Source organism: Variovorax sp. FW305-3-2-15-B-LB1, assembly GCF_058787635.1.
On record NZ_JBYSZY010000003.1, the window covers coordinates 22,367 to 47,798 of the forward strand.

Genomic DNA, 25,432 nt, shown 5'->3' on the forward strand with positions numbered 1-25,432 from the left:
TCAAGCCGACTGCCGCGCGAGCCATTCGCGCGGCGACACCCCCACCTTCTGCGCGAACAGGCGCGACAGCGCCGAGGCGTTCGCGTAGCCGAGGCTGTCGGCAATCGTCTTGACCGACGCGCCCGTGCGCAGCTCGGCCTGCGCGATCGTCAGGCGCCACTGCGCCAGGTAGTCGGCGGGCGTCGCGCCCACCACCGACTTGAAGCGCGCCGCGAACGCGCTGCGCGACATGCCGGCCTCGGTGGCCATCTGTTCAAGCGGCCACGGCTCGCCCGGTCGCTCGTGCAGCGCGACCAGCACGCGCGCCAGCTGCGGGTCGCCCAGGCCCGTCAGCAGGCCGGCGGGCACGCCGCTCTCCTGCGGATGGTCGAGCAGCCAGCGCAGCAACTGGATCAGCACCACCTCGAACAGCCGGTCGGCCAGCAGGCGGTGCCCGCACAGCACGCGCCCGGTTTCCGCGAACAGCAGCGCCAGCGCCGCTTCGAGGCCGTCGACCGCATGCAGTGGCAGCCGCACCAGCGGCGGCAAGGCGCGCACCAGCGGGTGCGCCTCGCCGCCGTCGAAATCGACCGTGGCGCAGACGAAATCCGAGCCTTCGGTGGGCGCGTTGTGGAAGTCGTGCGCCAGCGGGCGCGGGTAGAACAGCAGGCTGGGCTCCTTCACGACCAGCTTGCGCGGCACGCCGGCCGAACGCACCGACGGCGCCGAATGCGTGACCACCATCTCGCCGCGCCGCATCACATGCAGGAAGCTGCGCCCCTCTTTCGCCGCGAAGTGCGTCACGCCGCACAGCGGCCCCGTGTGGAACAGGTGGGCCCGGACACGGAAACGTTCGAGCAGGGACGAGAGCCTGTCGATGGGCGGCGGGGGCGGTGCGCTCGGCATTGGACGAAAAGGTATGTTGAATGGATGAAAGCGTTCAAATCATACGGATTGCCGGAAGACACTGCCTCCATCGTCATCACCGAAAGGAAGTCTTCATGCCCCGCGTCAACCTCGTCACCGACACCGCCGCCACCGGCGACGCCCAGGTCCTGCTCTCTCAAATCCACGGTGCCTTCGGCGCCACGCCCAACATGTTCCGCGCCGTCGCCAACTCGCCCGCGGCGCTGCGCAGCCTGTGGGGATCGTTCGGCGCACTCGGCGGCGGCGTCATTCCGGCGCAGCTCGGCGAGCAGATCGCCGTGGCCGTTGCCGACCGCAACGCCTGCCACTACTGCCTCGCGGCCCACACCGCGCTGGGCCGCAAGGCGGGCGTGTCGGCTGCCGACATGACCGCCGCGCAGGCCGGCGAATCGGCCGACCCGCGCACCGCGGCGGCGCTGCGCTTTGCGCTCAAGCTCGTCGATGCGCGCGGCCAGGTCAGCGACGCCGACATGCAGGCCCTGCGCGCCGTGGGCTTCGACGACCGGCACATCGTCGAGATCCTGGCCCACGTGGCCCTGAACCTGTTCACCAACTACGTCAACGTGGCGTTCCAGGTGCCGGTGGATTTCCCGCAGGTGAAGCTGCGCGCCGAGGCGGCCTGACATGGCCTGGCCGCGCCCCGAGGCGCCCGAGCTGCAGGTCGCCCGCTGGCTCAACACCGACACGCCGGTCACGCTCGCGTCGCTGCGCGGCCGGGTCGTGGTGCTGCACGCGTTCCAGATGCTGTGCCCGGCCTGCGTGTCGCACGGCCTGCCGCAGGCGAAGAAGACGCGGCAGCTCTTCGCCGCGAAAGACGTCGCGGTGATCGGCCTGCACTCGGTGTTCGAGCACCACGACGTCATGACGCCGGCCGCGCTCGACGCCTTCGTGCGCGAGTACCGCCTGGGTTTTCCCATCGGCATCGACCAGCCCTCGCCCACCGGCGGCATTCCCGCCACGATGCGCGACTACCAGTGGCAGGGCACGCCGAGCACGGTGCTGGTCGACCGGCAGGGGCGCCTGCGCATGAGCCACTTCGGGTTGATCGACGACATGGCTTTGGGCGCCGCCATCGGGCAGCTCGCGGCCGAAGAGGCGCCCGCGCACCTCATTGCACAACCGGCAGAAGATGCCCCGCCAGACGGCCCCTGCGACGACACTGCCTGCCGCGCCTGAAAGAAGAAAGGACACTCGCCGCATGCCATGCATCGCCCTGCAACACCTCGCCTTCGAAGACCTCGGGCGCTTCACGAACGTGCTCACCCGGGCCGGCCACGCCATCGACTACCGGCAGGCGGGCCCGTCCGCGCTCAGCGCCGACGAGTGGCGCCACGCCGACCTCGTCGTGGTGCTCGGCGGCCCCATCGGGGCCTACGACACGGCAACCTACCCCTGGCTCGCCGAAGCGATCGGCGGCCTGCTCGAACGGCTGGCGCTGCAGCGCCCCACGCTGGGCCTGTGCCTGGGCGCGCAGCTCATGGCCCGTGCGCTCGGCGCGCGCGTGTACCCGTCGGGGCACACGGAGATCGGCTGGGCGCCCGTCGACCTGAGCACGGCGGGCCGAAGCTCGTGCCTCGCGGCGCTGGACGGCGAGCCCGTGCTGCACTGGCACGGCGACACCTTCGACCTGCCGCCCGGCGCCGAATTGCTGGCGAGCACCGCACGCACGCCGCACCAGGCCTTCCGCCACGGCCGCCATGCGCTCGCGCTGCAGTTCCACCCCGAGGCCGACCCCGCGCGCATCGAGCCCTGGCTCATCGGGCACCACCACGAACTGGCCGCGGGCGGCATCGACATCCCCGCGCTGCGCGCCCGCAGCGCCGAGCTGGCCGACCTGCGCTCCGATGCCGCGACGCGCATGCTGACGGCCTGGCTGGACCAGCTCGCATGACGCAGCCCACCCTGCCCATCGACGCCCTGCTGGTCGGCCCCGTGGCCCTGCTGCCCGACGGCCGCACGCGCAGCGGCATCCGCAAGACGCCGACGGCCGATGCGCTGTGGCTGTCGCCCACCGGCCTGCAGGGCGACGCGCAGGCCGACCTGCGCATCCACGGCGGCATCGAGAAGGCCGTGCACCACTACCCGCGCGAGCACTACGCGGGCTGGGCGGCGGGCGGCCACCACACCGAACTGCTGGCGCATGCGGGCGCCTTCGGCGAGAACATCTCGACCACAGGCTGGGATGAATCGACCGTGTGCATCGGCGACGTGGTCCAACTCGGCGACGCGCGGGTGCAGGTGTCGCAGGGCCGCCAGCCCTGCTGGAAGCTCGACGCGCACTTCGGCAAGCCCGGCATGGCGCGCGAGATGCAGGCGCGCGGCTGCACGGGCTGGTACTACCGCGTGCTCGAGCCCGGCTGGGTGCGGGCCGGCGCCCTGGCCACGCGCGTGGAACGCCCGCACCCGGGCTGGCCGCTGTCGCGCCTCATCGCGCTGCTGTTCTCGCGCGACGCGCGCTTCGCCCCCGAATGGGAACAGGCCGCCGCCCTGCCCGCCCTGGCCGAGCGCTGGCGCGCCACGTTTCGCAAGCGGGTGGATGCGGGGCGCGTCGAAGACTGGGAGCCGCGCCTGCGCGCACCTGAGGCCTGACGCAGTTCAGAACGCCAGCACGCGCCGGAACGGCCGCGGCGCGGCATCGTTGCCCGCCGACACCGCCAGCTGCAGTTCCACCCCGGTGGCCGGTGCGCGCGCCGGCGCCACGCCCGGCAGGCGCCGCCAGCCCAGGCCGGGCTCCCAGGCCCGCAACTGGAAGGTGGCGACACCGTCGAGCACCGCCACCCGGTCCGCAGGCTGTGGCGCCTGCAGCGGAAACACGGCCGACACGGGCCCCGCCGCGCGGTAGAGCACATCGCCGCGCACCCACCATTGCACGCGCTGCCACTGCCCGGGCGCGGCCGGCGCGGTGCGCACGATCTCGACCACGAACGGCGCGCCGTTCGGCTGGCGCGCCTGCATCGCCACCGGCAGCAGCGGGGCGGCGGCCGAAGGATTCGCCGATGCAGCCGCCGGCGCCGGCAGCTCGGTGGTCACGCGCAAGGCCACGTCGCGCTCGAACTGGTCCAGCGCGCGCAGCAGCCGGGCCACGCGCTCGGTGCGGTCTTCGAGCTGGTCGTTCGTGCGGCTCACGCTGTCCAGGCCGCGCCAGGCCATCACGGCGAGCACGGCCATGAGCGCGATGGCGATCATCACCTCGACCAGCGTGAAGCCGCGCTGCGTCGGCCTCATGGCGGTGCGCTGCGCGTGTGCAGCGTGGCCAGCAGCCGGTCTTCGTCGTCGGCCGCGTAGACCTGCACGCGCACGGGCCGCAAGCCATCGACCACGGTCCCGACCTCCAGCCGGCAGACGAAGCGGATGCCGCCCTGCGGGCAGTCGCTGCGCGACACGCCCGGCGTTTTGGGCGTACCGCCCAGCTGCAGCTCCGCCAATTGGTTCCCCGCCGACAGCATCGCCAGCGACTGCCGCTCCAGCAGGCCGAGGTTGCCGATGGTGAGGCTCGAGGCGCGCACGATCGCGGCCAGCGCGATGCTCACGATGGTCAGCGCGATGAGGATTTCGATCAGCGTGAAGCCGCGGTTCTTAGCGCACATGAAACGCCCCGGACGCATCCCGCATCACCGTCACCGTGGTCGCCCCATACCGCAGTTCGCGCTGCCAGCTTGCGCCCACGGGCTCCGACGTGAGCACGACCGGCCCCGCCGGCACGACCTCGACCGGCCCCACGCGCCAACCGCGCGGACGCAGTTCGTCGTCCGCCGCGAAGGTGTCGAGCGCGCCGAGCGTCGTCACCTGCGGGATCGCGCTGCCGCCGCGCTGCACCCAGGCGCCGCGCGCAAATCGGTAGCCCTCGGCATCGGCCTGCCACGCGATCGTGCGGCCGTCCACGCGCACCTCGTTCTGCGCCACGGCCAGGTGCCGCACCAGCTCGCGCGCGTCGCGCCGCAGTTCCTGCGCGGGGTCGGGCGCGATGCCCAGGCTGATCGCGGCGGTGGCGATGCCGACGATGACCAGCACGATCATGAGTTCGATCAGCGAGAAGCCGCGCTCCCCGCCTGTGCGTGGTCGCATGCGGCTCGTCATCCCGTCGTGGAAACACGCCATGCGGCCGATGCTAGGCAGGCTGCGTGATGCCGCGATGAAACGCCGTGCTGACACGAAACCCCAACACCCGCGTGATAGACACAGGGGGTGCCCGCCGCCCTCGCGGCCCGCTGACCGCCCTTCACCATGCGCCCCTTCACGCCACCTTCCCCCCGCCTTCTCGTTCATGCCGCGGGCCTGTCGCTGGTCGTGGCCGGTGTCGTGACCTGGGGCCGGCTGCTCGCGCCTGCCGCGCCGCCGGTGCGCGCCGCGCCCGCGCGGGCCGGCGTCGCCGATCCCACGGCCGATGCGCTCGCGGCCTGGTTCGGGCCGGGCGAGGTCCGCGCGAACATCGCGGTCAAGGGGTTGATCAAGGGCGCGGGCCAGGCCGGTGTGGCCGTGCTGTCGGTGAACGACGGCGCGCCGCAGCCCTACCGGGTGGGCGATGCGCTGGGCCGCGCGCTCACGCTCGCGGGCATCGAGGCCGACGCGGTGACGGTCGACAAGGCCGGCACCTCGCTGCGCATCGCCGCGCCGGTGCTGCCCACGGCGCCCGGCATCGTGCGCGCCGCGCCCTGAACCTTTGCAGCGCTCAGGGCGCCGTTTCGCGCGGGCGCGCATCCGGCGCCGAGGCCCAGTTCGACAGCGCATGCAGTAGCCCGCGGTTGACGCGGAAATCGCCGTCGCCCGACTCCGGCAGGAAGGCGCCCGACAGCGCCCGCGTCACCACGCGCACCGCACGCGGATCGCCGCCGAAGGCTTCGAGCTCGCGCGCGAAGGCGGCGCGCGCGGGCAGTTCGTCGGCAAAGCGTTCGAAGCCCACGAACCAGCGAAAGAGCATGTTGTAGGCCAGGCTCTCGTGCACCTTCTGCGCGTCTTCGAGCGAATAGATGATCTGCAGCATCAGGCTCTTGAACAGCGTCGCGGCATCGACCGTGCCGCCGTGCTGACGCTCCAGCTCGGCCAGCAGCGTGCGTTCGCAGCGCAGCGTGTCTTCCACCTGGTCGCGCAGTGCCACCAGCGGATGGCTCTGCGGCACCAGCGCGCGCAGGTTGTCGGCCTGCACCCAGGCCTGGTGGCTCACGATCCAGACCCAGGGCGAGCCGTAGCGGTTGACCGCCACGGGGCCTTCGCGCGCGCGCTCGACGATCTTCGAGAGCCGGGCGTCGAGCTCCTGCATGGTGACCCGCAACGGCGACATCCACTTCATCTCGTTCGCTCCCTTCACGTTGCCGCGCCGTCGCGGCGCAATTCGGCCAGCGCCTGCCGCAGCGTGGTGTCGACCCGCCGCGCCGTCGTGCCCTGGCGCCGGGCCACCTCCTGGCGCGACATCTCGTGCCAGCGCAGCGCCAGCAGCACCGAACGATGGCGCTGCGGCAGGCGTGCCATGGCGCGGTCGACGGCGGCGACGTCCGAGCGCGCCTGCGCGATCTGCGCCGGGCCGGGGCGCGGGTCGGCCATCGCCTCGAGGTCGGCGCCTTCCGCGCTCACACCCTGCCAGCGCTTGCGCGCGCGGATGCGGTCCATCGCGAGGTTGGAGGCCACGCGGTACACGTAGGCGTCGGGGTTGGCGGGCACCTCCTGCAGCGTGCATTCGCCCAGCCGCAGCCAGGCCTCGTGCAGGCATTCGCTGGCCAGGTCCGCGCAGCCGAGCTGCCGTTCGAGGCGCCGTTGCAGCGGCGCGTACTGCGCCACGAGGTGCTGCTGCAACTGCACACCCGGCGTCGGCGCCGCCACCGGCCGTGGGGCCGGGCGCAGCGCGGGCAGCGCAACCCGGTCGTCGATCAGGCGCCAGACCGAAGGCCGCATCGAAGAGAACCGGTCCGGGGCGCGTCGCAAGGCGTGAGGATGGGGAGTCATGGTCGGTTTCGCTGAGCGCCCGTCGCGCCGTCCCCGGACTCTCCGGTGGCGGCAGCGGCCAGGCCTGGGACAACAAGGGAAGGAACACGGGCGCCCGTCGGCTGGGGCGCGGGCTCGACGGGGCGTTCAGCGTTGCAGGTTGGCGCGCTCCTCGTCCGTCAGTTGCCGGCTCATCGCCGGCGGCAGGCTGCCACCGCCGCCGAGCACGCGGATCACGCTGCGCGGGTTGTAGCTGGCGGCGGTCGTGGCGGCCTTGGCGCTGTCGGCTGGCGCCTGCGCGCCGTTGCCGGCACCCCCGCTTGCAGGCTCGTTGCCGAAGCCCAGCACGCGCACCGTGAACACCGACGGCAGCGCCTGGCGCGCCGCCGCGCGTTCGCGCTGCATCACGTCCTGCGCCGCCATGCCGGCCTGTGCGGCGGCGGCGCTGGCGTTGGTCAGCGCGCCCACGTTCACCGAGGCCACCACCGGCAGCCCGGCCGATTCGCCCTTGACCTGGATGTTGGCCGCGTTCACCACCTGCAGCGCGGCCACGTTGACGTTGCCCGACACGCGGATGCCCGCCTCGCCCGCGTCGATGGTGCCCAGCGGCGCGATCAGGTCGACGTCGCCCGGCGGCACTTCGGCGATGGGCGCCAGCGTCGCGATGCCCGCGCCGGAACTCGGGGCCTGCGGCGACACCTCGACGTTGCCGACGTTGTCGTACACGCGCTTGGGCGGCGTGAACACCACCGTGGTCTTGGCGCCGCGCCCGGCGTTGATGTCGCCCTTCTCCGACCACGCGAGGATGTCGCCGCCGAAGGTGGTCATGATGCGCGACAGCCCGAGCAGCAGGCTGCCCTCGCTGAAGAAGCGGATGTTGCCCTGCCCCTGCGTCAGCACGCCCGAGGTGGCCGGCGGCACCGCGCCCTGCACGCCCAGGATGATGCTGCCGCCCGGCGCGAGCATGTCGATGTCGCCGCCGAACTGCGTGCGCACGCCCGAGCCGCCGAACATGGTGATGTCGCCGTCGAGCGCCGCGCGCATCGGGAACAGCGCGGCGATCATCTCGCGCCCGCGCAGGTAGCTGCCCTGGCGCGGACCGTCCGCGTCGTTGTACTCGCGCCCGCCTTCGCGCAGCTCGGCGTAGTACACCTCGCGCAGGAAGATGCGCTGCTGCGCCGGGGCCAGTGCGTCGAAGTACGCGAGCGCCTGCGCGGTGGTGCCGGCGTCGAAGCCGTAGCGCGCCTTCAGCCAGGCGGCCAGTTCGGCCTCGTAGGTCTTCGCGGCCTTGCCCGGCTGCTGCGCCAGCGGCGTGCCGGTTTCGGCGCGGTTCGACGGGTCGAGGTAGCGCGCGCGAATCGGCGCCATGTCCAGCCCCTGCGTCGCCGCCTGCGCGCCCACGCCGGCCATGAGCGCCACCGACGCGCCGGGCCGCGTGTCGCCAGGCACGATGGGACCGATCGAGGTGATGCCGCCGCGGTCTTCCTGCCGCAGGTGCCGGCCCGCCGAGACTTCGAGCGTGCCGGGGCCGGCGATGTCGACGTTGGCATAGAGGATGTCGCGGCCGGCGGAGATCACCGAGACGTCGGTGGGGCGCTGGTGGACGATGAGGTTGCCGCGCGAACGCATGTTCGGGAGCTCGGTCGGAACCTCCCCCCAGAACGTGCCCGGCGCATCGCCAGTGTTGACGATGTCCCGGCCGGCCTTGATCCAGACCGGGCCGGCGGCCTGGTACCAGGTCGCGCTGCCGTCGGGCAGGGTCAGGGTTTCGCCAGTGCGCAGGCCGACAATGTCACCGCTGGCCGCATAGAAGCGAACGGGCGGTGCTGCCACGTCGCGGGCCAGCGGCTGCGCTGCCGTGTTCGGGCCGAAGGCAAACAGCGAAGTCCTGTTGAATCCCCCAGTGAGCATCGTCGGACTCATGGGCGAGACGTTGGAGACACGAATTTCGCGGATGAACTGGTCTTCGAAAAGTCCAACGAATGCGGGATTGAACGGCGTCGGCAGCGGCGTGCCGGTGCCCGACATGCCCATGCCGAGTTGGCCCGCGTAGATCGAACCGCCCGACAGCATCTCGAATTCGCCGCGTGCGGAAGGCGCCAGGGTCAGCCCGTAGCTCAGTGCCACGGGGTAGTACCGTGCTTGCGGCAGCGCCGCGTAGCCGGCGTAGATGTTCCCCGTCAACGCGGCGGCGTGAAAGATGCCCGGATAGACGATCCATGCGTCGGGTGAAGTCGTCTTCAGTGTCGAGTCGGCGCTGTCCCGGCGTGCCATCACGGGCGTCAGGTGCCCACCCGCCGACAGCAGGTCGATCGCGCTGCGATCGCTCCACAGGCTGAACCAGCCCTGCCCGCCTCCGTCGTAGCCGGTGCCGCCGACGCTGAAGGCCGAAGTGTTCGGCGTCGGAACGCGCCCGGGGTCGGCCGCGGCACCGAGCACCAGGTCGCCGCGCGTGCTCAGGCGCATCGTCGCGTCGCCCGGCAGCAGATTGATGCCGCCGCGCGCATCGGCGAAGGTCGGGTTGAAGGGATCGATGGCGCGTGTGTCGATCGGGTCGCTCAGGTTGAAGTTGCTCGACAGGTATTGCAGGCCCAGGCTGCCGATCGACGCCGCGCGCACGTCGGTGCTGCCGCGCAGGTTGGCGATGGCGCCGGTCAGCACGAGGTTCTCCGCGGCCCCGTTGAGCGCGCGGTGCGGGTTCAGGGCGCCGGCCACGCGCATGTCGATGTCGCCGCCGCCTGTGAGGGTCAGCGCACCGTCCGCGCCGACGCGGCCGGTGCTCGCCACGGCAAGCACGAGCCCGCCGCTGCTGGGTCTGTCCTGCGAGTTCACCGGTGGCTGCGGCGTGCGCGGTGCGATGGCCCCTGCATCTCCAGCGACACGCACGCTCAGGTTGCCGCCACCCAGCGTGCCGAAGCCAGTAAAGCCGGCCAGCGCCGGCGGGGTGAACGTGCCGGGCACCGGGATGCCGCCGATGTAGGCGCCGAAGTTGATCCACCATGCGCCCGGGATCGGGCTGTCGATGCCCGCCGTGCCCGAGCCTTGCCGCCAGAGCCAGTTGCCGGCCAGCACGCTTGAGCGTTCATCGGAGACGATGTGACCCACAAGATCGCCGCCGGCTGCGATCAGCAGGTTGCCGCCCTGGTCGGGATACCACGCGCGGTAGGCCGAGAGCGCGCCGTTGTAGTCGGTCAGCGGCGACTGCGGCCCCAGCAGGCCGTCGGCGCCGCTGCCGCGTGGGCGGTTGTGGCCCGCCTCGGTCGCGGTGGCCGTGCCGGCCGTGTACACGCCGAAGGGCGAACGCATCCGCAGGTCGCCGGCTGCCAGCAACTCGAGGTCGCCGGTGCCGGTGCGCAGCACGCTGAAGGCGGGCGTGTTCGGCGCGCCGACAGCCCGTTCCTGGCCACCGCCGGGCACGCAGAGGCCGGGGCCGATGTCGCACCACCACAGGTCGTCGGGCTCGACCGGTGTGCCGGGCGGGCGACCCAGCCAGTTGCCCGGGGCCCAGACCAGCGGCCCGTTGCCGGGCCCCATTTCGATCGTGAATTTCAGCACGCTGTGTGCGTCGGCCAGCTGCAATGCCGCGCGCGAATCCGGTCGCATCGCCCGCCGGTCGGCCGCGCCGAGGTCGGCGCCCGCCACCAGCTGCAGGTCCCACGAGGTGGCGCCTTCGCCGAGCATCGGAGCGATCGCCCAGTTGCGCCCCTGCACACCGCCGTCGCCCGGGGGCCGCAGCTGCACCGGCGTGTTGCCGGGCAGCTCCAGCGAGGTGTTCGACGGAATCAACGCACCGCGCGCGAGTTGCAGCGGGCCGGCCATGGTCATCTCCACCGGCAGCTCCACGCCCTTGGGCCAGGTGAGTGCGCCCACCGAGGCCGCCGTGCGCAGCGCGGTGCCGGCGCTCAGCCGCGTCTGGGGCGGCAGCGTCACGGCCGTGGCCAGCACCGAGCCGGCGGCATGGGCCAGCGAGCCATCGGGGCCGTAGATGTTGGCCGCGACCACGGTGCCGGCCGGCAGGCTCCACGGCGCTTGCAGCACCGCGTCGACGGGCAGCACCGTGCCGGCGGGCAGCGTGGCGGGGTTCACGGCCACGCTGTAGTTGAGGGTGGCGCCCGCGGGGAAGCGGGTGCCGGTGTCGAGCGTCACGCCGTCGATGGGCACGACGACGTCGCCGCCGGCGTAACGCCCTTCGCCGAGCATCCAGCCCATATCGTCCGGCGTGGCCGGCGGTGGCGCGAAGCCGTCGTTGATGCTGCCGTGCACGTTGAGTGCGCCCGCCGCGCGGATCACCAGCTTGCCGGGCTCGCCGAAGCCGCGCCGCGCCGGATCGCCGCGGTGGGCCGCGGGGCCGTAGCGGTAGCCCGAGAGGTCGAGGTCGCCGTCCACCGTGAGGTCGCCGTTCGGGTTGTTCAGTCGGTCGCTCACGATCTCCACGCCCGGGCGCAGGTGGTAGCTGCCCAGGCCTGCGAGGCGTGCCGACAGCGAGGCATTGACCAGCGCCTTGTCGATGAAGGCGACGCTGTGGCCGTCGATCTCGTCGAGGAATTTCTGCGTGATCAGTTGCGGCCTGTGGCCCGTCACGTCGGGCGTGGAAGCCAGCGGCGCGTCGTCGTAGGTGCGGAAGGCATTCACCGCGACGGTCTTCGCGCCTGCGATGGCGGGCGTGCCCTCGACCGCCACGGCCACGTCGTCCGCGCCGAGGCGCGGCGCATTGAGGTCGAGCGTGCCGCGCGCGCGGCCGTCGTTCTGTCCGGCGCGGGTGCCCACGGGCACGTCGGTGCCGGCGCGCAGGTCGATGCGTGCGCCGCTGCCCAGCGTGAGCGTGCCGTCCCGGCTCGTGAGGTCGACCACCGCGCGGTTCGGGCTGTCGATGATGCGACCCGCGCTGTCCACGCGCAGGCCCGTGCCGTGCGCGTCGAGCGTGCCGTTCACGCGCAGGTCGCCCGCCGCGGCCAGCCGGATGGAGCCGACCTGCACGCCGCTCGCGTCGATGCGCCCGTCCACGCGCAGGCTGCCGCCGTCCAGCGCAATGGATACCTCGCGCGCCTTCACGCCGTCGCCCACCACGAGGTCGCCCTGCTTGATCTGGAAGCGCCGCGCGCCGAACACGCCGCCGTCGTTGAGCCGCTGGTTCAGGCCCGCGAAGTCGGACAGGGTCCGGGCGCGCACGGTCAGCTCGCCCGCGTCGTAGGGCACCAGGGTGCCGCCCGCGTCGTAGCTGCCGCTGGTGGCGCCGCGCAGCGCGCCGTCCAGCGCGACATGGCCGGCGCCCTCGCCCAGCGCCACGGCCTCGATCGTGCCGCCGCGCTGGCGGCGCGCCGACACATCGATGAGGCCGCCCGCCGCCTGCGTGATGTGGCCGGCCGCGCTGGTCATCAGCAGCTCGCCGCCGGCGCTGTCCTTCGCCACGTCGAACAGCGTCACGGTGCGGCCCGACAGGTCGATGCGCGAGGCCGCGCCGAGCGTGACGTTGTCGGTCGCCGCCAGCACCAGCCGGCCGGAGGGCAGCACGATGCTGCCCTCCAGCCCGACGCGCTTCCCCCTGAGTTCCAGTGTCGCGCCCAGCGCGTCGCTCGTGCCGGGCGCCACGCCTTCGGGCACGGCCACGGTGATGTCGCCGCCCGCGGTGATGCGCACCGTCGAGGCCGCCTGCCCCGTGAGCACCGGCGCCACCATCGCGAGGTTGCCGCCTTCGTAGGCGTAGCCCTCGCCCGGCGTGTACGCGCCCTGCCGCTGGTGCACCGCGAGCGTGCCGCGACCGCTCGAAGTGACGCGTTCGCTGGCGTTCAGTTTCACGTCGGCAAAGCCCAGCGCCAGGCGCGCATCGGTGGCCTGGCCGCTGGGCTGTGCATAGGGGCCGTGGCCCAGCACGATGGTGCGGGCGCCGATGTCGAGCGTGCCCGCGCCCAGCAGGTCGGCCATGGCCGCGCCGGGCACGGCATCGGAGCCGGACCAGACGAACTCGCCCGCCCGGATGGCGGCCACATCGCCCGCCGCGCCATAGCCGTGGATCGCCGGCGTGCCGAACACCAGCCGGTCGAGGCCGCTGGCGTCGAGCTTCACGGCGCCGAAGATGTTCACGGCGTCGCGCGCGTTGAAGATCAAGGTCTCGAGCGCCGGCGCGCCGATGGCGGTGTTGCCCGCCAGCAGGCGGTCCAGCCGCGCCTGGTTCAGCGCCAGGCCCAGCGGCAGGCGGCCGTTGGCGCCTGCCGCCGCAATGGCGGCGTCCTCTCCGAGGTTGACGGCGGCCACCGCGAGCGACAGGTTGCGCGTGCCGTAGGACACGTTGTCGGCCAAGGTCAGCGCACCGTTCGTGGCGATGGCCAGCGTGCCCTCGGACACCAGCTGCGTCGCGCCGCTGCACGAGGCCGTCACGCACTGGCCGACGTGGATGCCGACGGAATACGGCACATCGGGCGACGACGCGCCCAACTGCAGGTTCAACCAGCCGTTCGACAACGCCAGCACCGAGGTGCCCGTGAACACATAGCCCGCGCTCGAATCGAAGCCCGAGGCCTTCTGGCCCAGGGTGCTGAGCGAGGCGCCTTCCTCGATGACGATCTGCTGCTCGCCCACAAAGCCGGGACTGCTCGCCAGCACGATGTCGCCCGCCGACAGGCGCGCACCGCTGCGCACCACCAGGCTGCCGTCGCCGTCGATCGTGGCCAGCCGTCCGCGCTGGCCGTACTCCTTCACGGCGATGCCCCCGTTGAGCACCAGCCGGGGTGCATGCAGCTTGCTGAGTTCGTCGGCCTGCACCGACGCACCGGCCAGGCCGGTGGCGGCCGTCTGCCCCGCCGCCAGCACCTCGCCCAGGCCGCGCACGTTCACGGTGCCGCCGAAGCCGTCGGTGCCGGGCGCCGCATCCAGGCGCACCTGGCCGTCGAAGGTGAAGCCCAGGCGGTTCGTGTCGCTGTCGGTGGGCTTGGCCAGGAAGATGTCCAGCGTCTTCGCGTCGACCGTGAGCATGCCGCGCGCGAAGCCCTGGCGCGCTGCGTCCGCGCGCATGAACGTGTTGTAGTCGGTCTCGCGGTAGCTCGAATGCGCACGCACCTGCGTGCCCGGCGTGAGCACCAGGCGGTTTGGCAGCGTCTCGCGGATTGCGGTGTGGGCCACGCCCAGGTAGCCGGGCGCAACATACGAGCCGTTGCCCACGCCGGTCACGCCCGACAGGCCGATGCGGTCGCCCGCGCCGATCTCCACGCGGAAGGCGCCGGGGAGCAACGCATAGGTCGAGGGCATCAGCGTGTAGGTGCCGGCCGGCAGGCCCGGCACGCCGGCCGGAAGGGTCACCTGCTGCCCCACCGCCGGTGCGCCGAAGCCGGCCTCGGGCGCCACCGGCGCGTAGCGGGCCGCGCTGCCGGGCACGATGGCATACACGCCGCTGCGGCGGTCGCTGTAGCCGTTGAAGGGGTTCGCGTTCGCGAGCGGCGTGGCCAGCACGTCGACCGAGCCGCCCCGACCGGTGGCGAAGCCCGCGCCCGACAGCGTGCCGCCACCCGACAGGTCGAGCAGCGAACCGGCCTGCGCGTCGACATGGCGGGCGTTGAAGCCGATGCCGCGCCGGACGGCTGCAGAGCCTTCCATTCCGCCCGCGCCGACCGGCGTCACGGCCTGTCCGCCGTAGCGATAACTCAGGCCGTCGACCGTGCCGCCATAGGGCATCTGCAGTCCCGCACCGCTCACCGAGGTTTCGCTGCCCGCCAGCAGCGTCACCCGTTCGGCCACCTCGCCCGTGAAGCTGGAGCCCAGTTGCAGGCGTCCCAGCGGGGCACGCAGGATGCCCCCCTGTTCGATGGTCTCGGCGCCGAGCCGCAGGCTGCCGAACGCCGAGTACGGCGTCGCGACCTCGCCGTCACCGTGGCGGCGGATCGCCAGCACGCTGCCCTCGGCGTAGCGCGGCGTCTCGCCGGAAGCCGGGTCCCGTGGCATCACGCCTGCCAGGATCCGGGCACTGGCATCCGTGGCCGGGTACACCTGCGCGGCGGTCAATGCCAGGTTGCCGGCGGTTGCCAGCTCCGTCGTGATGTCGGTGAGCCCCTCGCTCCCCATGCCGCCCAGAAGACGGATGTCGCCGCGGCTCGTGAGTTCGACGGCTGCGAATCCGCGCCGGTCCATCGCGTAGTTCGAGGTGCGCAACTCGACTGTCGCTCGTGCACCGAAGCCAACGCGGTCGCGCACGTCGATCAGGTCGGCGGCGACCGCGAAGGTGCCGTCGGGCACCTGCGTGGACGGCCCTTGCGCCCAGCCGGCCTCGGGCATGGTCGAGTCATCGGGGACCTTCGGCCTGCGCACCCCCGCCAGCCGGACATAAGGCGCACTCAGCGACACCGAAGACCCTGCCGCCGCTGCGTCGCTGTGCGCGTACGAAGCTGCGTAGAGGCGCAGGCTCTGTCCCAGGTTCAGTGCGACGTCGCCATCGAAGCTCAACGGACCATGAACCAGCAGCGACAGGTTGTCGAAGCCCCCGGCCTCGATGCGGTCGACGCCGATCCGGCCCGTGCCCGTGCGCAGCAGCTGTCGTGCGTCGAACCGCGAGGCTGCGACCGCGAGCGGGCTGTCGCCTTGCGTCTGGGCCAGCACCAATTCGCGATGACGCAGGAGTTCGCCTGTCGTGAGCACGGTCGGGTAGATCGCCGACTCGAGCGCCAGTGCCAGCGTGCCGCCCGCGGCGCCCGCCCCGCCCGCCGCCGCGCGCAGCGTGCCGTCCAGGTAGAGGCCCTGGCTCGACGAGAGGACGATGGTGCCGCCATTGCTCGCCACCGGCACCGGCGAGGTCATGCCGCGCGGCCCGCCCGCGCCCGGATCGAGGTCCGCGCGCGTGCCCGACGCATCGAGCAGCGCGCCCGGACGGATCACGACGAAGGCTTCGGGCGCCTGGGTCAGCCCGGTCTGCTCCCAATCGAATGCGCCACCGATGCGGATCGTGCCGCCGTCGGGCACCTGGCCGTAGGCCCGGCCGAAGTTGTCGTGCGCCACCACGGCCCGCGCCGAGGTGTCGAGCACGGCGCGCTCGCCGATCCACACCAGCCCGGGCTGGCCCTGACTGCCCGTCTGTCCACTGCCGGGCAATCCGCTGCTCTCCACGCTGATGGTGCCGCCCGGCGCGCGCAGCAGGCCGTCGACCGTGATCTCCCGGCCGCGCAGGTTGATGGACTGGGCCGGGTCGACCGTGATTTCGGCCCCCGGGCGCACGTCTATCGGCGCCCGCGACACTGTGGCAACACCGTTGTCCACGAGCGCCTGCAGCTGCAGGCTTGCACCGCCGCGCTGCGTGAGCACGCCGCGCACCGGGTCTTCGGTCCACAGCGGCGGCATCCACAGCGCGAGTGCGCGCTCGGGCTCGCTGCCGCCTGCGACGGTCTTCGCATCGGGCGCAAAGCGGTAGACCGGCATGCGCACGTCGAGCTTCGCGCCGTCGGCCACGACAAGGCCGAGGTGTCCGTTGATGTCGTAGCGCGAGAAGCCTGACCGGAGGATGCCGCTGTCGATGCCGATCTGCGCGAGGGCCGTGACGGGCCGGTTGAACACGGTGCCGGCCGCCACCCGGGTGCCGCTCGCAATGGTGAAGTCGGCAGGGGCTACCTGGCCTGCGTGGACAGTCGTCGGTTGGGCGGTGATGCTCAACCCGTTCGGGAAGACCGCAGCGGGAACGACGAAAGAGATAGGAAACTCCTCGACGCTGGACATCCACACGATCCTCGCACCCGCAGGCACCGTGACAGGCTCCTGGCCTTCGTCCGTGCCCCAGGAGCGAAAGGTCGTCGACGCGCCATTCACGATGGCCGTGATCGCATAACTGCCTCGCGTACTCTTCGGACGAGGCAACGTCCAATCCGCTGCGATGGTGACGGCTTTCTCGCCATCATCGAAGAACGGCGACGATCCCAGCGTTTCTCCCGGAAGAGCCCGTGTGCGCTCGTACTGGTAGTCAACCGGCAGGATGCTGCCCGCCTTCACCTGGTAGTCCTCCAGCAGGATCAGGTCGGTGGCCGCGCGCTCGCCGAGTGCCTCGCCGCCGATCACCACCCCCGTGCCCGACGCCATCCGCAAGGTGCCGCCACCGCTCACCCCGTAGCCCCGGATGTCGCCATCCGCATGCAACAGGCCGTGGGTCGCCACAGGGGCCAGGGTGAAGCTGTCCGCCAGCAGGTCCACATCGCCGCCGCGCCCGCCGCGCGTCTTGCCGTTGGCCAGCACCGCGCCGCCCGACGACACGTCGATCAGCGAACCCGCAGCCAGGTCGATCGCGCCCGTGCTGCGGATGCGCACCGCGCCGCCATCGAGGTACGGCAGGCCGCTGCTGCCCGACGGGTCCATCTGCAGGTTGCTCCAGAGCCCGCGCGCATCGAGCGTCACGCCGGGCGCGACGCGCACGCCGATGGTCTCGGGCACCGTGCCTTCCGCCAGCGGCACGCTGACCTCGCCCGGTCCCCCCACGTTGGTGGCGCTGCGCACCACGTTGCCCAACATGATCTGGCCGCCGCGCGCCGTCAGGTCGCCGCGCACCGCCACCGTCGTCGCGTGCAGCGCGATGCGCCCGCCCGGTGCCACGCTCAGCGCGCCGTCCACCACGACCTCCTTGCCGGCCACGGCCACGAGTGCGCCCAGGCCGAAGCCGCTGAGCTGCCGGCTGTCCAGGCGCAGCGCTTCCTTGTCGGCGGCGGGCAGCGGGTCGCCGGCCCCGAGCCTGGCCGTGTCGGCGCTCGCCGCACCGTCTGCGAACACGATGCGATCGAGCGTCGGCACCAGCTGGCGGAAGATGCCCACCGCGCCCTTCGTGGGGTCGTCGTTGAAGCCGACGACCTGGTCGTTGCCGAGCGTGAGTTGGCCCGCGCGGGCCGCCGCAGCGTGCGACTGCGCGTAGCCGTCGAGTGCCGCGTCGCTCTTCGTGCCCTGCCCCGGCCCTTGGTAGGCGGTGGCCGTGATGTCGCCGCGCAGCACCGCCGCGCCCGTCGCCACTTCGAGGCGGCCCGCGTCGCGGCCCACCGTGTAGCCGTTCTCGAGCCGTTGCTGCGGGCCGATCAGCGGGTTGTAGAAGTAGCCCGTGGTCTTGTCGCCCCAGCGCTTGTGTTCGTCTTCGAAGCCCTTGTAGACGCCGGTGTAGACGATGTCGGCCGGCGCGCTCGACGCCTCGTACAGCCGCCCGTCGCGGCCCTTGAGCCAGCTCTGGCGGATGACGCCGGTCTGCACGTCCAGCGTGCCGCCCGAGAGGTTGATGTTCGAGCCCGCCTGCGTCACCACCTCGGCGCCCGTGAAGACCACGTGGCCGCCCTGCGCCGCCCATTCGCCGATGCCGTGGCCCTGCAGGCCCAGGTAGCCGCCCACCTCGAGCAGGCCGCCCGCCGTATACCAGCGCTCGCCGTCGTAGCCGCCGGTGCCCGCGGCCACGCGCGTGAGCTTGCGCCGGTCGATCCACACGTTGCTGTTGTTGAGCATCGTGGTGTCGCGGTTGACCGGTGCGTCGCGCTGCTCGTTGCCCTGGATGTTGATCTCGACGTTGTTCGAGGCCATGGCCACGCGCACGCCCATGGCGCCCGACACGTCGAGCCGCGCGCCGTCGGCCACGGTGCTGCGCCCGCCCTGGCGGCCCGCGCTCACCGCGATCTGGCCGCCGGTGGCGAGCGTGGTCGACGCGCCTTCGAACAGCACGCCCCCGCCCGAGACGATCTCGATGCGCGACAGGTCGCGCCGGTCGTTGAGCTGCGCAAGGTTGTCGAACGCGCCCAATGCAGCGCCCCGGCGCAGCACGTCCTGCCTGGCCGACTCGTTGATGAGTGCGCTGCGCTGGCTGTCGAGCGCGGTGCGGCCGTCCTGCGTGTCGAGCAGCACCGCGTTCAACGCACGCCCGGTGACGGTGACACTGCTCTTCGCATCGGCGGCCGATGCCAGCAGATGGATCGTGCCGCGCGTGTCGACCGTGGTCGTGGCCAGCGCCACGCCGTCCTGCACCACCTTGCGCCCGGCCAGCGTGATGTCGCCCTCGGGCGCGCGCAGCAGGCCGGTGTTGCTCAACTGCCCCGCCGTGCTGTCGGGCAGGAACTGCGGCGCCACCTCGTTGCCGCGCGTGGTCGAGAAGGTGTTCTCGGCCGTGCCCTGGCCCGGGCGCACGATGAAGAAGTCGCCCGCCGCAAGCTGCGCCTGCCCGCGCGGCGTGGTGACGGTGCCGGCGTTGTGCACCTCCTTGCCCATCAGCAGCACGTAGCCGCCGCCCTGCGTCACCGAGGCCGGCGTGCGCGTGGTGAGCTGCGCGCCCGCCTCGACCTTCACCGCGCCCTGTGCATCGGTGAAGCTCGGTGCGTAGCCTTCGCCCGCGCGGGCGCTGTGGATGCCGCGCGCCTTGAACTGGTCGTCGCTGATGTGCGCGGCGGCCGCCACGAGGTTGCGCGTGTCGGTCTGGCTCGTGCCGCTGAACACGATGCCGTTGCGGTTGGCGATGAGCACCGTGCCGTCGGCCTTGATCTGGCCCTGGATCTGCGACGGCCTGGCCTTCGGGTCGTTCACGCGGTTGAGCGCGGCCCAGTCGGCCTGCTGGCGGAACTCGACCGTGGTGTTGCGACCGACGTTGAAGGTCTCCCAGTTCAGCACCGCGCGGTCGCCGGTCTGCTGGATCGCCACGTGCGTGCGGCCGTCGGCCGACGGCGTCTGCTCGGGTCTGCTCGCGTTGTGCCAGCCGGCCGTGAGGCTGTTGGTGTCGACAGCGAGCCCACCTTCGGTGAGACCGTCGGGCACCGACGACGGCGTGTTGCGTGCGGCCTCTCGCGCCGCCGCCTGCGCGGCCTGCTGCGCCGCAATGGCCTGCGCCGCGAGGTTCAGGTTGCTGATCGAACGCTGCAGCTGCGCATTCGCCTGCTGCTGTTGCAGCCCCGGGTTCGTGAGGCTCGACGCCGGCATGCCGTTCGGCAGGCGCCCGCTCTGGACCGCACCGGCCTGCGCCGCGCCCTTGTCGGCGAACCAGGCGGGGCTGAAAGCCTGCCGCGCCTGGGCCACGCCCAGCGCACCCGCGGTGGCCAGTGCCACGGCCAGCGCACGTGCCAGCGGCGTGAGGCGCAGCTCGCCCTCGGTCGAAACGGCGCGTCGGCGCGAAGAGTGGGCGTGCGGATTCAGGACCATGATGAGCGGGAGCGGAATGGCGCGAAGGGAGAAACGGCGGGATCGAACGCCGCCCGGGAACCCGGACGGCGCACGGACACATGGATGTCGTTCGCCGCGCGGGCGATCGACGGGAATCGAGGGGCAGGCAACGGCCGGGTCTGGCAGGCCGCGGGCAACAGCAACTGCCACAGCGCGAAGGCCTCGCGCCAGGCCCGCGCATGCGCCGCGCTGCGTGCACACCAGCCCGCGAGCGCCTGTGCCTCGGCCTCACTGCCATGCAGGCGGTTCAAGCGCACGACCCAGGCCAGCGCTTCGTCGCTCAGGCGGGTGTCATGAGGCGTCGGTTGCATACCCCATGACGAGCCTGCGCGATGCAACCCGTAAACTTTTTGCAGGCTGCTCGCGATGCGTCAGAAATTCAGCTCAGCAGCACGATGCCGCCGGGCAGGCTGCGCAACTTCGCGCCGTAGAGCTCGCGGATCATCGCCAGCGCGTTGTCGATGCTGCGCAGCGACAGCTGCATGCGCACCGCCACGCGGCCCAACGCCTCGTTGCGCAGGATGATCCGGCCCGGCCGGTAGCGGTTGATCTCCGCGATGACCTCGGCCAGCGGCGTGCCGTCGAACGACAGCACGCCCGTGCCCCAGGTGCTCACGTTCGCCAGGTCGGCGCGCACGACCTCGTGCAGCCCGCTGGGGTCGTACACCACCTGCCGGCCCGCCTCGACCGAACGCTGCTGCCCGTTCACCGACACCAGCACGCGGCCGTCGAGGCAGGTTACGCAGACTTCGGGGCCGGTGTGGCGGATGTTGAAGCGCGCGCCGCGCGCCTGCAGCCGGCCGCCACCGGCTTCGACGAACAGCTCGGCCTCGCCGGCCGTCGCGATCTCGGCTTCGCCGGCGACCAGCGTCAGGCCGCGCGCGCCCTGCAGGCGGTTGATCTGCGTCTGCGTGTTCATGCGCACACTGACGCCCTCGCCCAGCGCCACCTGCCGCTGCTCGCCGGTCGCGGTGCTGTAGTCGGCCGTCAGCTCGCCGACCGACGGCCACAGGCCCAGCGGCGGATCGACCACAAGCACACCCGCGGTCACCGAGGCCGCGACCGCGCCGCCAAGGAACGCACGGCGCCCCGGCGAATGCAGCGCGTTCGACAACGCCGGCCAGAAGCGGTGGCCCCGCGTGCGCGAACGTGCGGCTTCGGCCTGTCGTGCTGCTTCTTCGGCCAGCAGCGGATCGAGCGCGGACCACACGCGCATCAGCTCGCGCCAGGCCTGCGCGTGGGCGGCACTCAACGCGGCCCATTGCTTGAACGCATCAGCATCGGCGCGCGTGGCCTGGCCCGAATGCAGGCGTGCCCACCAGGCCCGCGCCTGGCGCTCCAGCTGGCCGGTTTCGGTATCGGGGGAAGACATGGCGCTCATCATCAGTTGTGTCTCGGCCCGGCAAAGTGGCCGCGCTGCACCGCGTCCACGTCCGGCAAATGCTTCTTGCAGTAGTCCAGCGCCGCGCGCAGCTCTTTCTCGACGGTGCTCAGCGACACCTCGAAGCGTAGCGCGATCTCGCTGTTGAGCAGCCCCTCGACCCGCGCGGCCACGAGGATCTCGCGGCGCCGCACCGGCATGCGCGCCAGCACGTCACTCAGCGCCTGCACGTCGCTGCGCGCGCTGGCGATGCGCTCGGGGTCGCTCGTTTCGTCCACGAGGTGAACGAGCGCATCGATCTCGCCGCGCACCAGCAGCACGCTGTCGCGGCGGTAACCGTCGGTCGCGATGTTGGCGGCCATGCGCAGCAGGTAGGCGTCGGCGTTGTGCACCGTGCCCGCGTCGCCCATGGCCGCGAGCCGCAGCCAGGTTTCCTGCATGGCGTCGGCCGCATCGTCGCGCGAACCGACGATGCGTTCGAGCTTGCCGCGCAGCTCGACATAGCGCGCGACCATGCGCGCGCGCAGCGTGGAGGCCAGGCTTTCACTCATGGCGCCACCGGCGGCGTGCAGTCGGTGCGCGCGCCCGGCCCTTCCGGCAACAGCAACACCACGAGCGGTTGCGGCAGCGACGGCGGCGGTGGTGCGCCGACCGACAGCCTCTGCACCTTGAGCCGCACCGCGGCGTCGCGGTCGGGTTCTCCGGTGGTGCTCAGCAGGCGAAAGCGGTCCACCGCGCCGCGCGCGTCCAGGTGCAGCTGCAGCGCGAGGCGGTAGCTGCCCGGCCGCGTCTGCGTGGTATCGCACAGGGCACCACGCAAGGCGTGCTGGACCTGTGCGGCATAGGCTTGATGCAAGACATCCCCTTCGTTGAAACCCGACCCCTCCAGGCCCGCCGCTTCCGGCGACAGGCCCGCCTCCTTCGGCCCTGCGGCGGCCTCGCGGATCACCACCGAGCCCGCGTTCGCATGGCGCGCCTCCATGCCCGTGCCGGCCAGCATCGCTTCGAGTGCCTCGGCCGCGCTCAGCGTGCCGCGCACCGCGCCCGACCGCCGCTGCGCGTGCTCGCCGTCGATCAGGATGTCCAGGCCGGTCATCCGGCTGTAGACATCGAGCGCATCGCCCAGCCGCTGCGGTGCGATGTCGAACGCCCGGCGCGCCGCCGATGCAGCCTTGGCGGCCGGCTCGGGTGGCTGCTGCGCCTGCACGCCCACGCCCCAGGCCAGGCACCCGATCAGTGCCAGGGCACGGACCGATGCCGCGTTCGCTCTCATACCGGTGGGACGCACAGGCTCCTGGGTGACTTCGTTCTTCCGTGCCCTCGGGACTGCGGAAGGCCGTGGTCACGGTAGTGATCGACGGTGACGCACGCATGACATTCATTCGTTCTGCTCCGCCGCGAACAGCGAAGAGGCCCCGGGAGCGGCCGCGCCGAAGCGCAGCCTCTCCACGGGGCCTCCGGTCGGCGAACGGGCGAGGCCCGTTCAGGCCGTACCGATCACTTACGGACGGCCCTTGCCGTTGCAGACGCTGGCGTAGCCGATGCTCAGCGAGCTGGAAGCGTTCAGGAAGTTGGCAGCGATGACGGCCTTCCAGTTGTTGTTGGCGGCCGGCGGCGTGCCCGGCGACGTGCCGTTCGGGAGCACCACGAAGTTGTGCGAGTTGGGGCCGGTTTCGATCTTGGCGTCGTAGGTCGTGCCGGTCAGGCCCGTCAGCAGGTTCTTGACCTTGGTCTGGATCGCGGCGTCCTTGTAGCACTGGTTCAACAGCAGGTTGGTGGTGCCGAAGATCGGGTACTCGGTGCCGGCGGCCGGCATCACGTAGGCGGGCACCCAGCTCAGCGGATTGGCCGCCGGGCCGTTCGGAAGCACCTGCTTGGCGAGCGCATTGCGGATCGAGCTGGCGACCGGCAGCACGTTGTTGATCTTCGCGACGACCGCGTTGCTCGCGCCCGTGTAGTTCGGCTCGGGGCTGAGGTAGCCCACGCGGCCGTCGGTACCGAAAGCGCCCGACACGCCGCTGCTGCCGGCAACGCCGACCCAGTGCGTGGGGATGACGTTGGCCGGCGAGAGCGCACCGCCCACCACCGTGGCGAAGTTGTTCGACACCGTGAAGCCGGCGCCCGGGCAAGCGGCCACGAGGTAGCGGCTCAGCAGCTCGGTGGTGCCGCTGTTGTCGGTGCGGTAGACCACCTTCACGGTCGTCGTGTCGGCCGTGCCGCGCACCTGGCCCCAGGTCTGGCCGCCGGTCTTGTTGCTGAAGATGGCGCACATCTTGGCGTCGGCCAGGTTCAGGTCGACGATGCCGGCGCGCTTGTAGGGGATGAGCACCGAGGTCGCCACGGCGGGCACCTGGATCATCGGGCCCCAGCCGGTGGCACCGGCGGCGTTGGCGGTATAGGTGTTGAACTCCGCCTGGGTCAGCGCGGAATCGCTGCCTGCGAAGTGCACCGACTGACCGGCGGCCCAGGCCGGTGTGCCACTCACGGACTCGTTGCGGAAGGCGGTCGCGCTGTTGCTGACGAAGCCCGTCTTGCCGGCGCCGCTGCCGGTGCCGGTGTAGCTGAAGTCGGTGAAGCCGACGCCGCTGGGCAGGATGTCGTCATAGAGCACTTCGGGCAGGGTCGCACCACCGCCGACGGCGATCTGGGCGGAAGCGGCGCCGGCGGCCACGAGGGCCGCCATCATCACGGCCGACAGGGCGACCGACTTGAACTTTGCACGCATGGAAACTCCTTTGAAGGGACCAGAAAATTTGACTCGTGTCGCCTGTGCAGCGACAGGATCGATGGTGCGTTCGCGAGGTGACAGCCACCCGAAAAAAGCTCGGGAACACGCACCCGTGAATGCGTGCGAAACGGGGCGTCGGCGTGCGCCAAGCTCCCGAACATTCAGCGCACCATCTGGTTGATTTCCATGATCGGCATCAGCACCGCGAGCACGATCGCCATGACCACGCCCCCCATGGCCAGGATCATCAGCGGCTCCAGCAGCGTGGTCAGGCGCATCGCGCGGCGCTCCAGATCTCGGGAGAGGTTCTGCGCCGCGCGCTCGAACATGGCCGCCAACGCTCCCGTCTTCTCGCCGCTGGCCACCAGGTGCACGAGGTTCGACGGAAAAATCTTCTGTGCCTTCAGCGCCGCCGCGAGCGGTGCGCCCTCCTTCACGCGGCCCGTGGCCTCGAGCACGCAGCGGCGCAGCCAGTCGTTGCCCAGGGTCTGGCGCGCGGCCTCGAGCCCGCGCAGCAGCGGCACGCCCGCGTCCATGAGGATCGCCAGCGTCGACGCAAAGCGCGCCGTGTCCACGCCAAGCGCATAGCGCCCCACCAGCGGCAGGCGCAGCACGAGCGCATGCCAGCGCAGCCGCCGCCCCGCATCGCGCAGCACGGCACGGGCGAGCAACCCGGCGCCCGCGCACACACCGGCCGTGAGCCAGCCCCATTCGCGCACGAAGGCGCTCGCCGCCAGCATCACGCGCGTGATGGCCGGCAGCTCCTGGCGCGCCTGCGCGAACGCGCCGATGACCTGCGGCACGACATAGCCCAGCAGGAAGACCACGATGCACAGCGAGACGAACCCGACGATGGCCGGGTAGATGAAAGCGGTGAGCACCTTGCCGCGCAGGGTGTCGCGGCTCTCGAGGTAGTCGGCCAGCCGCTCCATGACGCGTGCGAGGTCGCCCGAGTCTTCGCCCGCGCTCACGAGCGCGCGGTAGATCGGCGGAAAGTCGCGCGGCCGTTCGCCGAGCGCATCGGCCAGCCGCAGGCCGGCGCGCACGCCGTCGCACACCGCGCCGAGCGCCTCGGCCACGTGGCGGCGCTCGGCCTGTTCGATGGTGGCGACCAGCGCGGCTTCGAGCGTGAGGCGCGCGCCCAGCAGGCTCGCGAGTTCGCGCGTGGCCCAGCACAGTTCGGCCGCCCCGAGCTTTGGTTGCAGCCAGGCCAATGCGCCGCCGCTGGCTGCCTGTTCGCGGATGCCGAGCGGCGTCAGGCCGCGTTCGCGCAGCTGGGCGCGCACGGAGCGCGCGGACTCGCCCTCGGCGCTGCCCTGCTGCACCTCGCCGGCCGCGTTCGCCGCTTCGTACTGGAACCGTGCCAT

At 72.0% G+C, this 25,432-nt stretch carries 18 protein-coding genes; 5 read left to right on the top strand and 13 right to left on the bottom strand.

Annotation, left to right across the window (positions count from 1 at the left end; translation table 11 throughout):
* Positions 1–885: a cupin domain-containing protein gene (locus AC3WQR_RS02790; RefSeq protein ID WP_492741086.1), complete on the bottom strand. Its 885-nt coding sequence runs from the start codon at positions 883–885 to the stop codon at positions 1–3.
* Between the two features lie 95 nt (positions 886–980).
* On the opposite strand from AC3WQR_RS02790, the gene AC3WQR_RS02795 reads away from it, so the two are divergent.
* From AC3WQR_RS02795 to AC3WQR_RS02810, 4 genes are read left to right on the top strand one after another with little or no spacing between them, the layout of a single operon-like run.
* Positions 981–1,529 (top strand): carboxymuconolactone decarboxylase family protein, encoded by a 549-nt coding sequence (locus tag AC3WQR_RS02795; protein WP_492741087.1) that lies wholly within the window; start codon positions 981–983, stop codon positions 1,527–1,529.
* A gap of 1 nt (position 1,530) precedes the next feature.
* Positions 1,531–2,082, top strand: coding sequence for a redoxin family protein (locus AC3WQR_RS02800; protein WP_492741088.1), 552 nt, complete (start codon positions 1,531–1,533; stop codon positions 2,080–2,082).
* Positions 2,083–2,104: 22 nt separating this feature from the next.
* A complete protein-coding gene (locus tag AC3WQR_RS02805; protein ID WP_492741089.1) occupies positions 2,105–2,797 on the top strand; it encodes a glutamine amidotransferase in 693 nt (230 codons plus the stop codon).
* Positions 2,794–3,495, top strand: coding sequence for an MOSC domain-containing protein (locus AC3WQR_RS02810; protein WP_492741090.1), 702 nt, complete (start codon positions 2,794–2,796; stop codon positions 3,493–3,495). The genes AC3WQR_RS02805 and AC3WQR_RS02810 overlap by 4 nt, the downstream gene beginning before the upstream one ends.
* A gap of 6 nt (positions 3,496–3,501) precedes the next feature.
* On the opposite strand, the gene AC3WQR_RS02815 is transcribed toward AC3WQR_RS02810, so the two are convergent.
* Genes AC3WQR_RS02815 through AC3WQR_RS02825 form a run of 3 tightly spaced genes read right to left on the bottom strand, consistent with a single transcriptional unit; the run spans position 3,502 to position 4,971 of the window.
* On the bottom strand, positions 3,502–4,131 hold the full coding sequence (locus AC3WQR_RS02815; protein ID WP_492741091.1) for a type II secretion system protein GspJ: 630 nt from the start codon (positions 4,129–4,131) through the stop codon (positions 3,502–3,504).
* Positions 4,128–4,493: a type II secretion system minor pseudopilin GspI gene (gspI, locus tag AC3WQR_RS02820; RefSeq protein ID WP_447743984.1), complete on the bottom strand. Its 366-nt coding sequence runs from the start codon at positions 4,491–4,493 to the stop codon at positions 4,128–4,130. The genes AC3WQR_RS02815 and gspI overlap by 4 nt, the downstream gene beginning before the upstream one ends.
* Complete coding sequence (locus AC3WQR_RS02825) at positions 4,483–4,971, bottom strand: prepilin-type N-terminal cleavage/methylation domain-containing protein (protein WP_447743981.1); 489 nt, start codon at positions 4,969–4,971, stop codon at positions 4,483–4,485. The genes gspI and AC3WQR_RS02825 overlap by 11 nt, the downstream gene beginning before the upstream one ends.
* Positions 4,972–5,130: 159 nt before the next feature.
* Here AC3WQR_RS02825 and AC3WQR_RS02830 point away from each other — a divergent pair, with 159 nt between their 5' ends.
* Positions 5,131–5,562, top strand: a complete 432-nt coding sequence (locus AC3WQR_RS02830; RefSeq protein WP_447743978.1) for a type II secretion system protein N — start codon at positions 5,131–5,133, stop codon at positions 5,560–5,562.
* Positions 5,563–5,575: 13 nt separating this feature from the next.
* Here the strand turns inward: AC3WQR_RS02830 and AC3WQR_RS02835 are convergent, their stop codons facing one another.
* The 9 genes from AC3WQR_RS02835 to gspF form a co-directional block, all read right to left on the bottom strand.
* Positions 5,576–6,211 carry a transposase gene (locus tag AC3WQR_RS02835; RefSeq protein ID WP_447743976.1) on the bottom strand — a complete coding sequence of 212 codons (636 nt, stop codon included), beginning with the start codon at positions 6,209–6,211 and terminating at the stop codon, positions 5,576–5,578.
* Positions 6,208–6,843, bottom strand: coding sequence for an RNA polymerase sigma factor (locus tag AC3WQR_RS02840; protein ID WP_447743973.1), 636 nt, complete (start codon positions 6,841–6,843; stop codon positions 6,208–6,210). The genes AC3WQR_RS02835 and AC3WQR_RS02840 overlap by 4 nt, the downstream gene beginning before the upstream one ends.
* A 126-nt stretch (positions 6,844–6,969) precedes the next feature.
* On the bottom strand, positions 6,970–19,935 hold the full coding sequence (locus AC3WQR_RS02845; protein WP_492741092.1) for a putative filamentous hemagglutinin family protein: 12,966 nt from the start codon (positions 19,933–19,935) through the stop codon (positions 6,970–6,972).
* On the bottom strand, positions 19,926–20,267 hold the full coding sequence (locus tag AC3WQR_RS02850; protein WP_492741093.1) for a FecR/PupR family sigma factor regulator: 342 nt from the start codon (positions 20,265–20,267) through the stop codon (positions 19,926–19,928). The genes AC3WQR_RS02845 and AC3WQR_RS02850 overlap by 10 nt, the downstream gene beginning before the upstream one ends.
* A gap of 68 nt (positions 20,268–20,335) precedes the next feature.
* Positions 20,336–21,328: a FecR family protein gene (locus AC3WQR_RS02855; protein WP_492741094.1), complete on the bottom strand. Its 993-nt coding sequence runs from the start codon at positions 21,326–21,328 to the stop codon at positions 20,336–20,338.
* Positions 21,329–21,339: 11 nt separating this feature from the next.
* On the bottom strand, positions 21,340–21,888 hold the full coding sequence (locus AC3WQR_RS02860; protein ID WP_492741095.1) for an RNA polymerase sigma factor: 549 nt from the start codon (positions 21,886–21,888) through the stop codon (positions 21,340–21,342).
* Complete coding sequence (locus AC3WQR_RS02865) at positions 21,885–22,610, bottom strand: hypothetical protein (protein WP_307638241.1); 726 nt, start codon at positions 22,608–22,610, stop codon at positions 21,885–21,887. Before AC3WQR_RS02865 ends, AC3WQR_RS02860 begins: the two co-directional genes overlap by 4 nt.
* A gap of 228 nt (positions 22,611–22,838) precedes the next feature.
* A complete protein-coding gene (locus tag AC3WQR_RS02870) occupies positions 22,839–24,062 on the bottom strand; it encodes a substrate-binding domain-containing protein (RefSeq protein ID WP_307638242.1) in 1,224 nt (407 codons plus the stop codon).
* 164 nt (positions 24,063–24,226) lie between these two features.
* Positions 24,227–25,432, bottom strand: coding sequence for a type II secretion system inner membrane protein GspF (gene gspF / locus AC3WQR_RS02875; RefSeq protein ID WP_492741096.1), 1,206 nt, complete (start codon positions 25,430–25,432; stop codon positions 24,227–24,229).

Excerpts from the sequence above, each read along its gene's own strand:
- AC3WQR_RS02790 (WP_492741086.1), bottom strand. The coding sequence starts at position 885 with ATGCCGAGCGCACCGCCCCCGCCGCCCATCGACAGGCTCTCGTCCCTG.
- AC3WQR_RS02795 (WP_492741087.1), top strand. The coding sequence starts at position 981 with ATGCCCCGCGTCAACCTCGTCACCGACACCGCCGCCACCGGCGACGCC.
- AC3WQR_RS02800 (WP_492741088.1), top strand. The coding sequence starts at position 1,531 with ATGGCCTGGCCGCGCCCCGAGGCGCCCGAGCTGCAGGTCGCCCGCTGG.
- AC3WQR_RS02805 (WP_492741089.1), top strand. The coding sequence starts at position 2,105 with ATGCCATGCATCGCCCTGCAACACCTCGCCTTCGAAGACCTCGGGCGC.
- AC3WQR_RS02810 (WP_492741090.1), top strand. The coding sequence starts at position 2,794 with ATGACGCAGCCCACCCTGCCCATCGACGCCCTGCTGGTCGGCCCCGTG.
- AC3WQR_RS02815 (WP_492741091.1), bottom strand. The coding sequence starts at position 4,131 with ATGAGGCCGACGCAGCGCGGCTTCACGCTGGTCGAGGTGATGATCGCC.
- gspI (WP_447743984.1), bottom strand. The coding sequence starts at position 4,493 with ATGTGCGCTAAGAACCGCGGCTTCACGCTGATCGAAATCCTCATCGCG.
- AC3WQR_RS02825 (WP_447743981.1), bottom strand. The coding sequence starts at position 4,971 with ATGCGACCACGCACAGGCGGGGAGCGCGGCTTCTCGCTGATCGAACTC.
- AC3WQR_RS02830 (WP_447743978.1), top strand. The coding sequence starts at position 5,131 with ATGCGCCCCTTCACGCCACCTTCCCCCCGCCTTCTCGTTCATGCCGCG.
- AC3WQR_RS02840 (WP_447743973.1), bottom strand. The coding sequence starts at position 6,843 with ATGACTCCCCATCCTCACGCCTTGCGACGCGCCCCGGACCGGTTCTCT.
- AC3WQR_RS02845 (WP_492741092.1), bottom strand. The coding sequence starts at position 19,935 with ATGGTCCTGAATCCGCACGCCCACTCTTCGCGCCGACGCGCCGTTTCG.
- AC3WQR_RS02850 (WP_492741093.1), bottom strand. The coding sequence starts at position 20,267 with ATGCAACCGACGCCTCATGACACCCGCCTGAGCGACGAAGCGCTGGCC.
- AC3WQR_RS02855 (WP_492741094.1), bottom strand. The coding sequence starts at position 21,328 with ATGTCTTCCCCCGATACCGAAACCGGCCAGCTGGAGCGCCAGGCGCGG.
- AC3WQR_RS02860 (WP_492741095.1), bottom strand. The coding sequence starts at position 21,888 with ATGAGTGAAAGCCTGGCCTCCACGCTGCGCGCGCGCATGGTCGCGCGC.
- AC3WQR_RS02865 (WP_307638241.1), bottom strand. The coding sequence starts at position 22,610 with ATGAGAGCGAACGCGGCATCGGTCCGTGCCCTGGCACTGATCGGGTGC.
- AC3WQR_RS02870 (WP_307638242.1), bottom strand. The coding sequence starts at position 24,062 with ATGCGTGCAAAGTTCAAGTCGGTCGCCCTGTCGGCCGTGATGATGGCG.
- gspF (WP_492741096.1), bottom strand. The coding sequence starts at position 25,432 with ATGGCACGGTTCCAGTACGAAGCGGCGAACGCGGCCGGCGAGGTGCAG.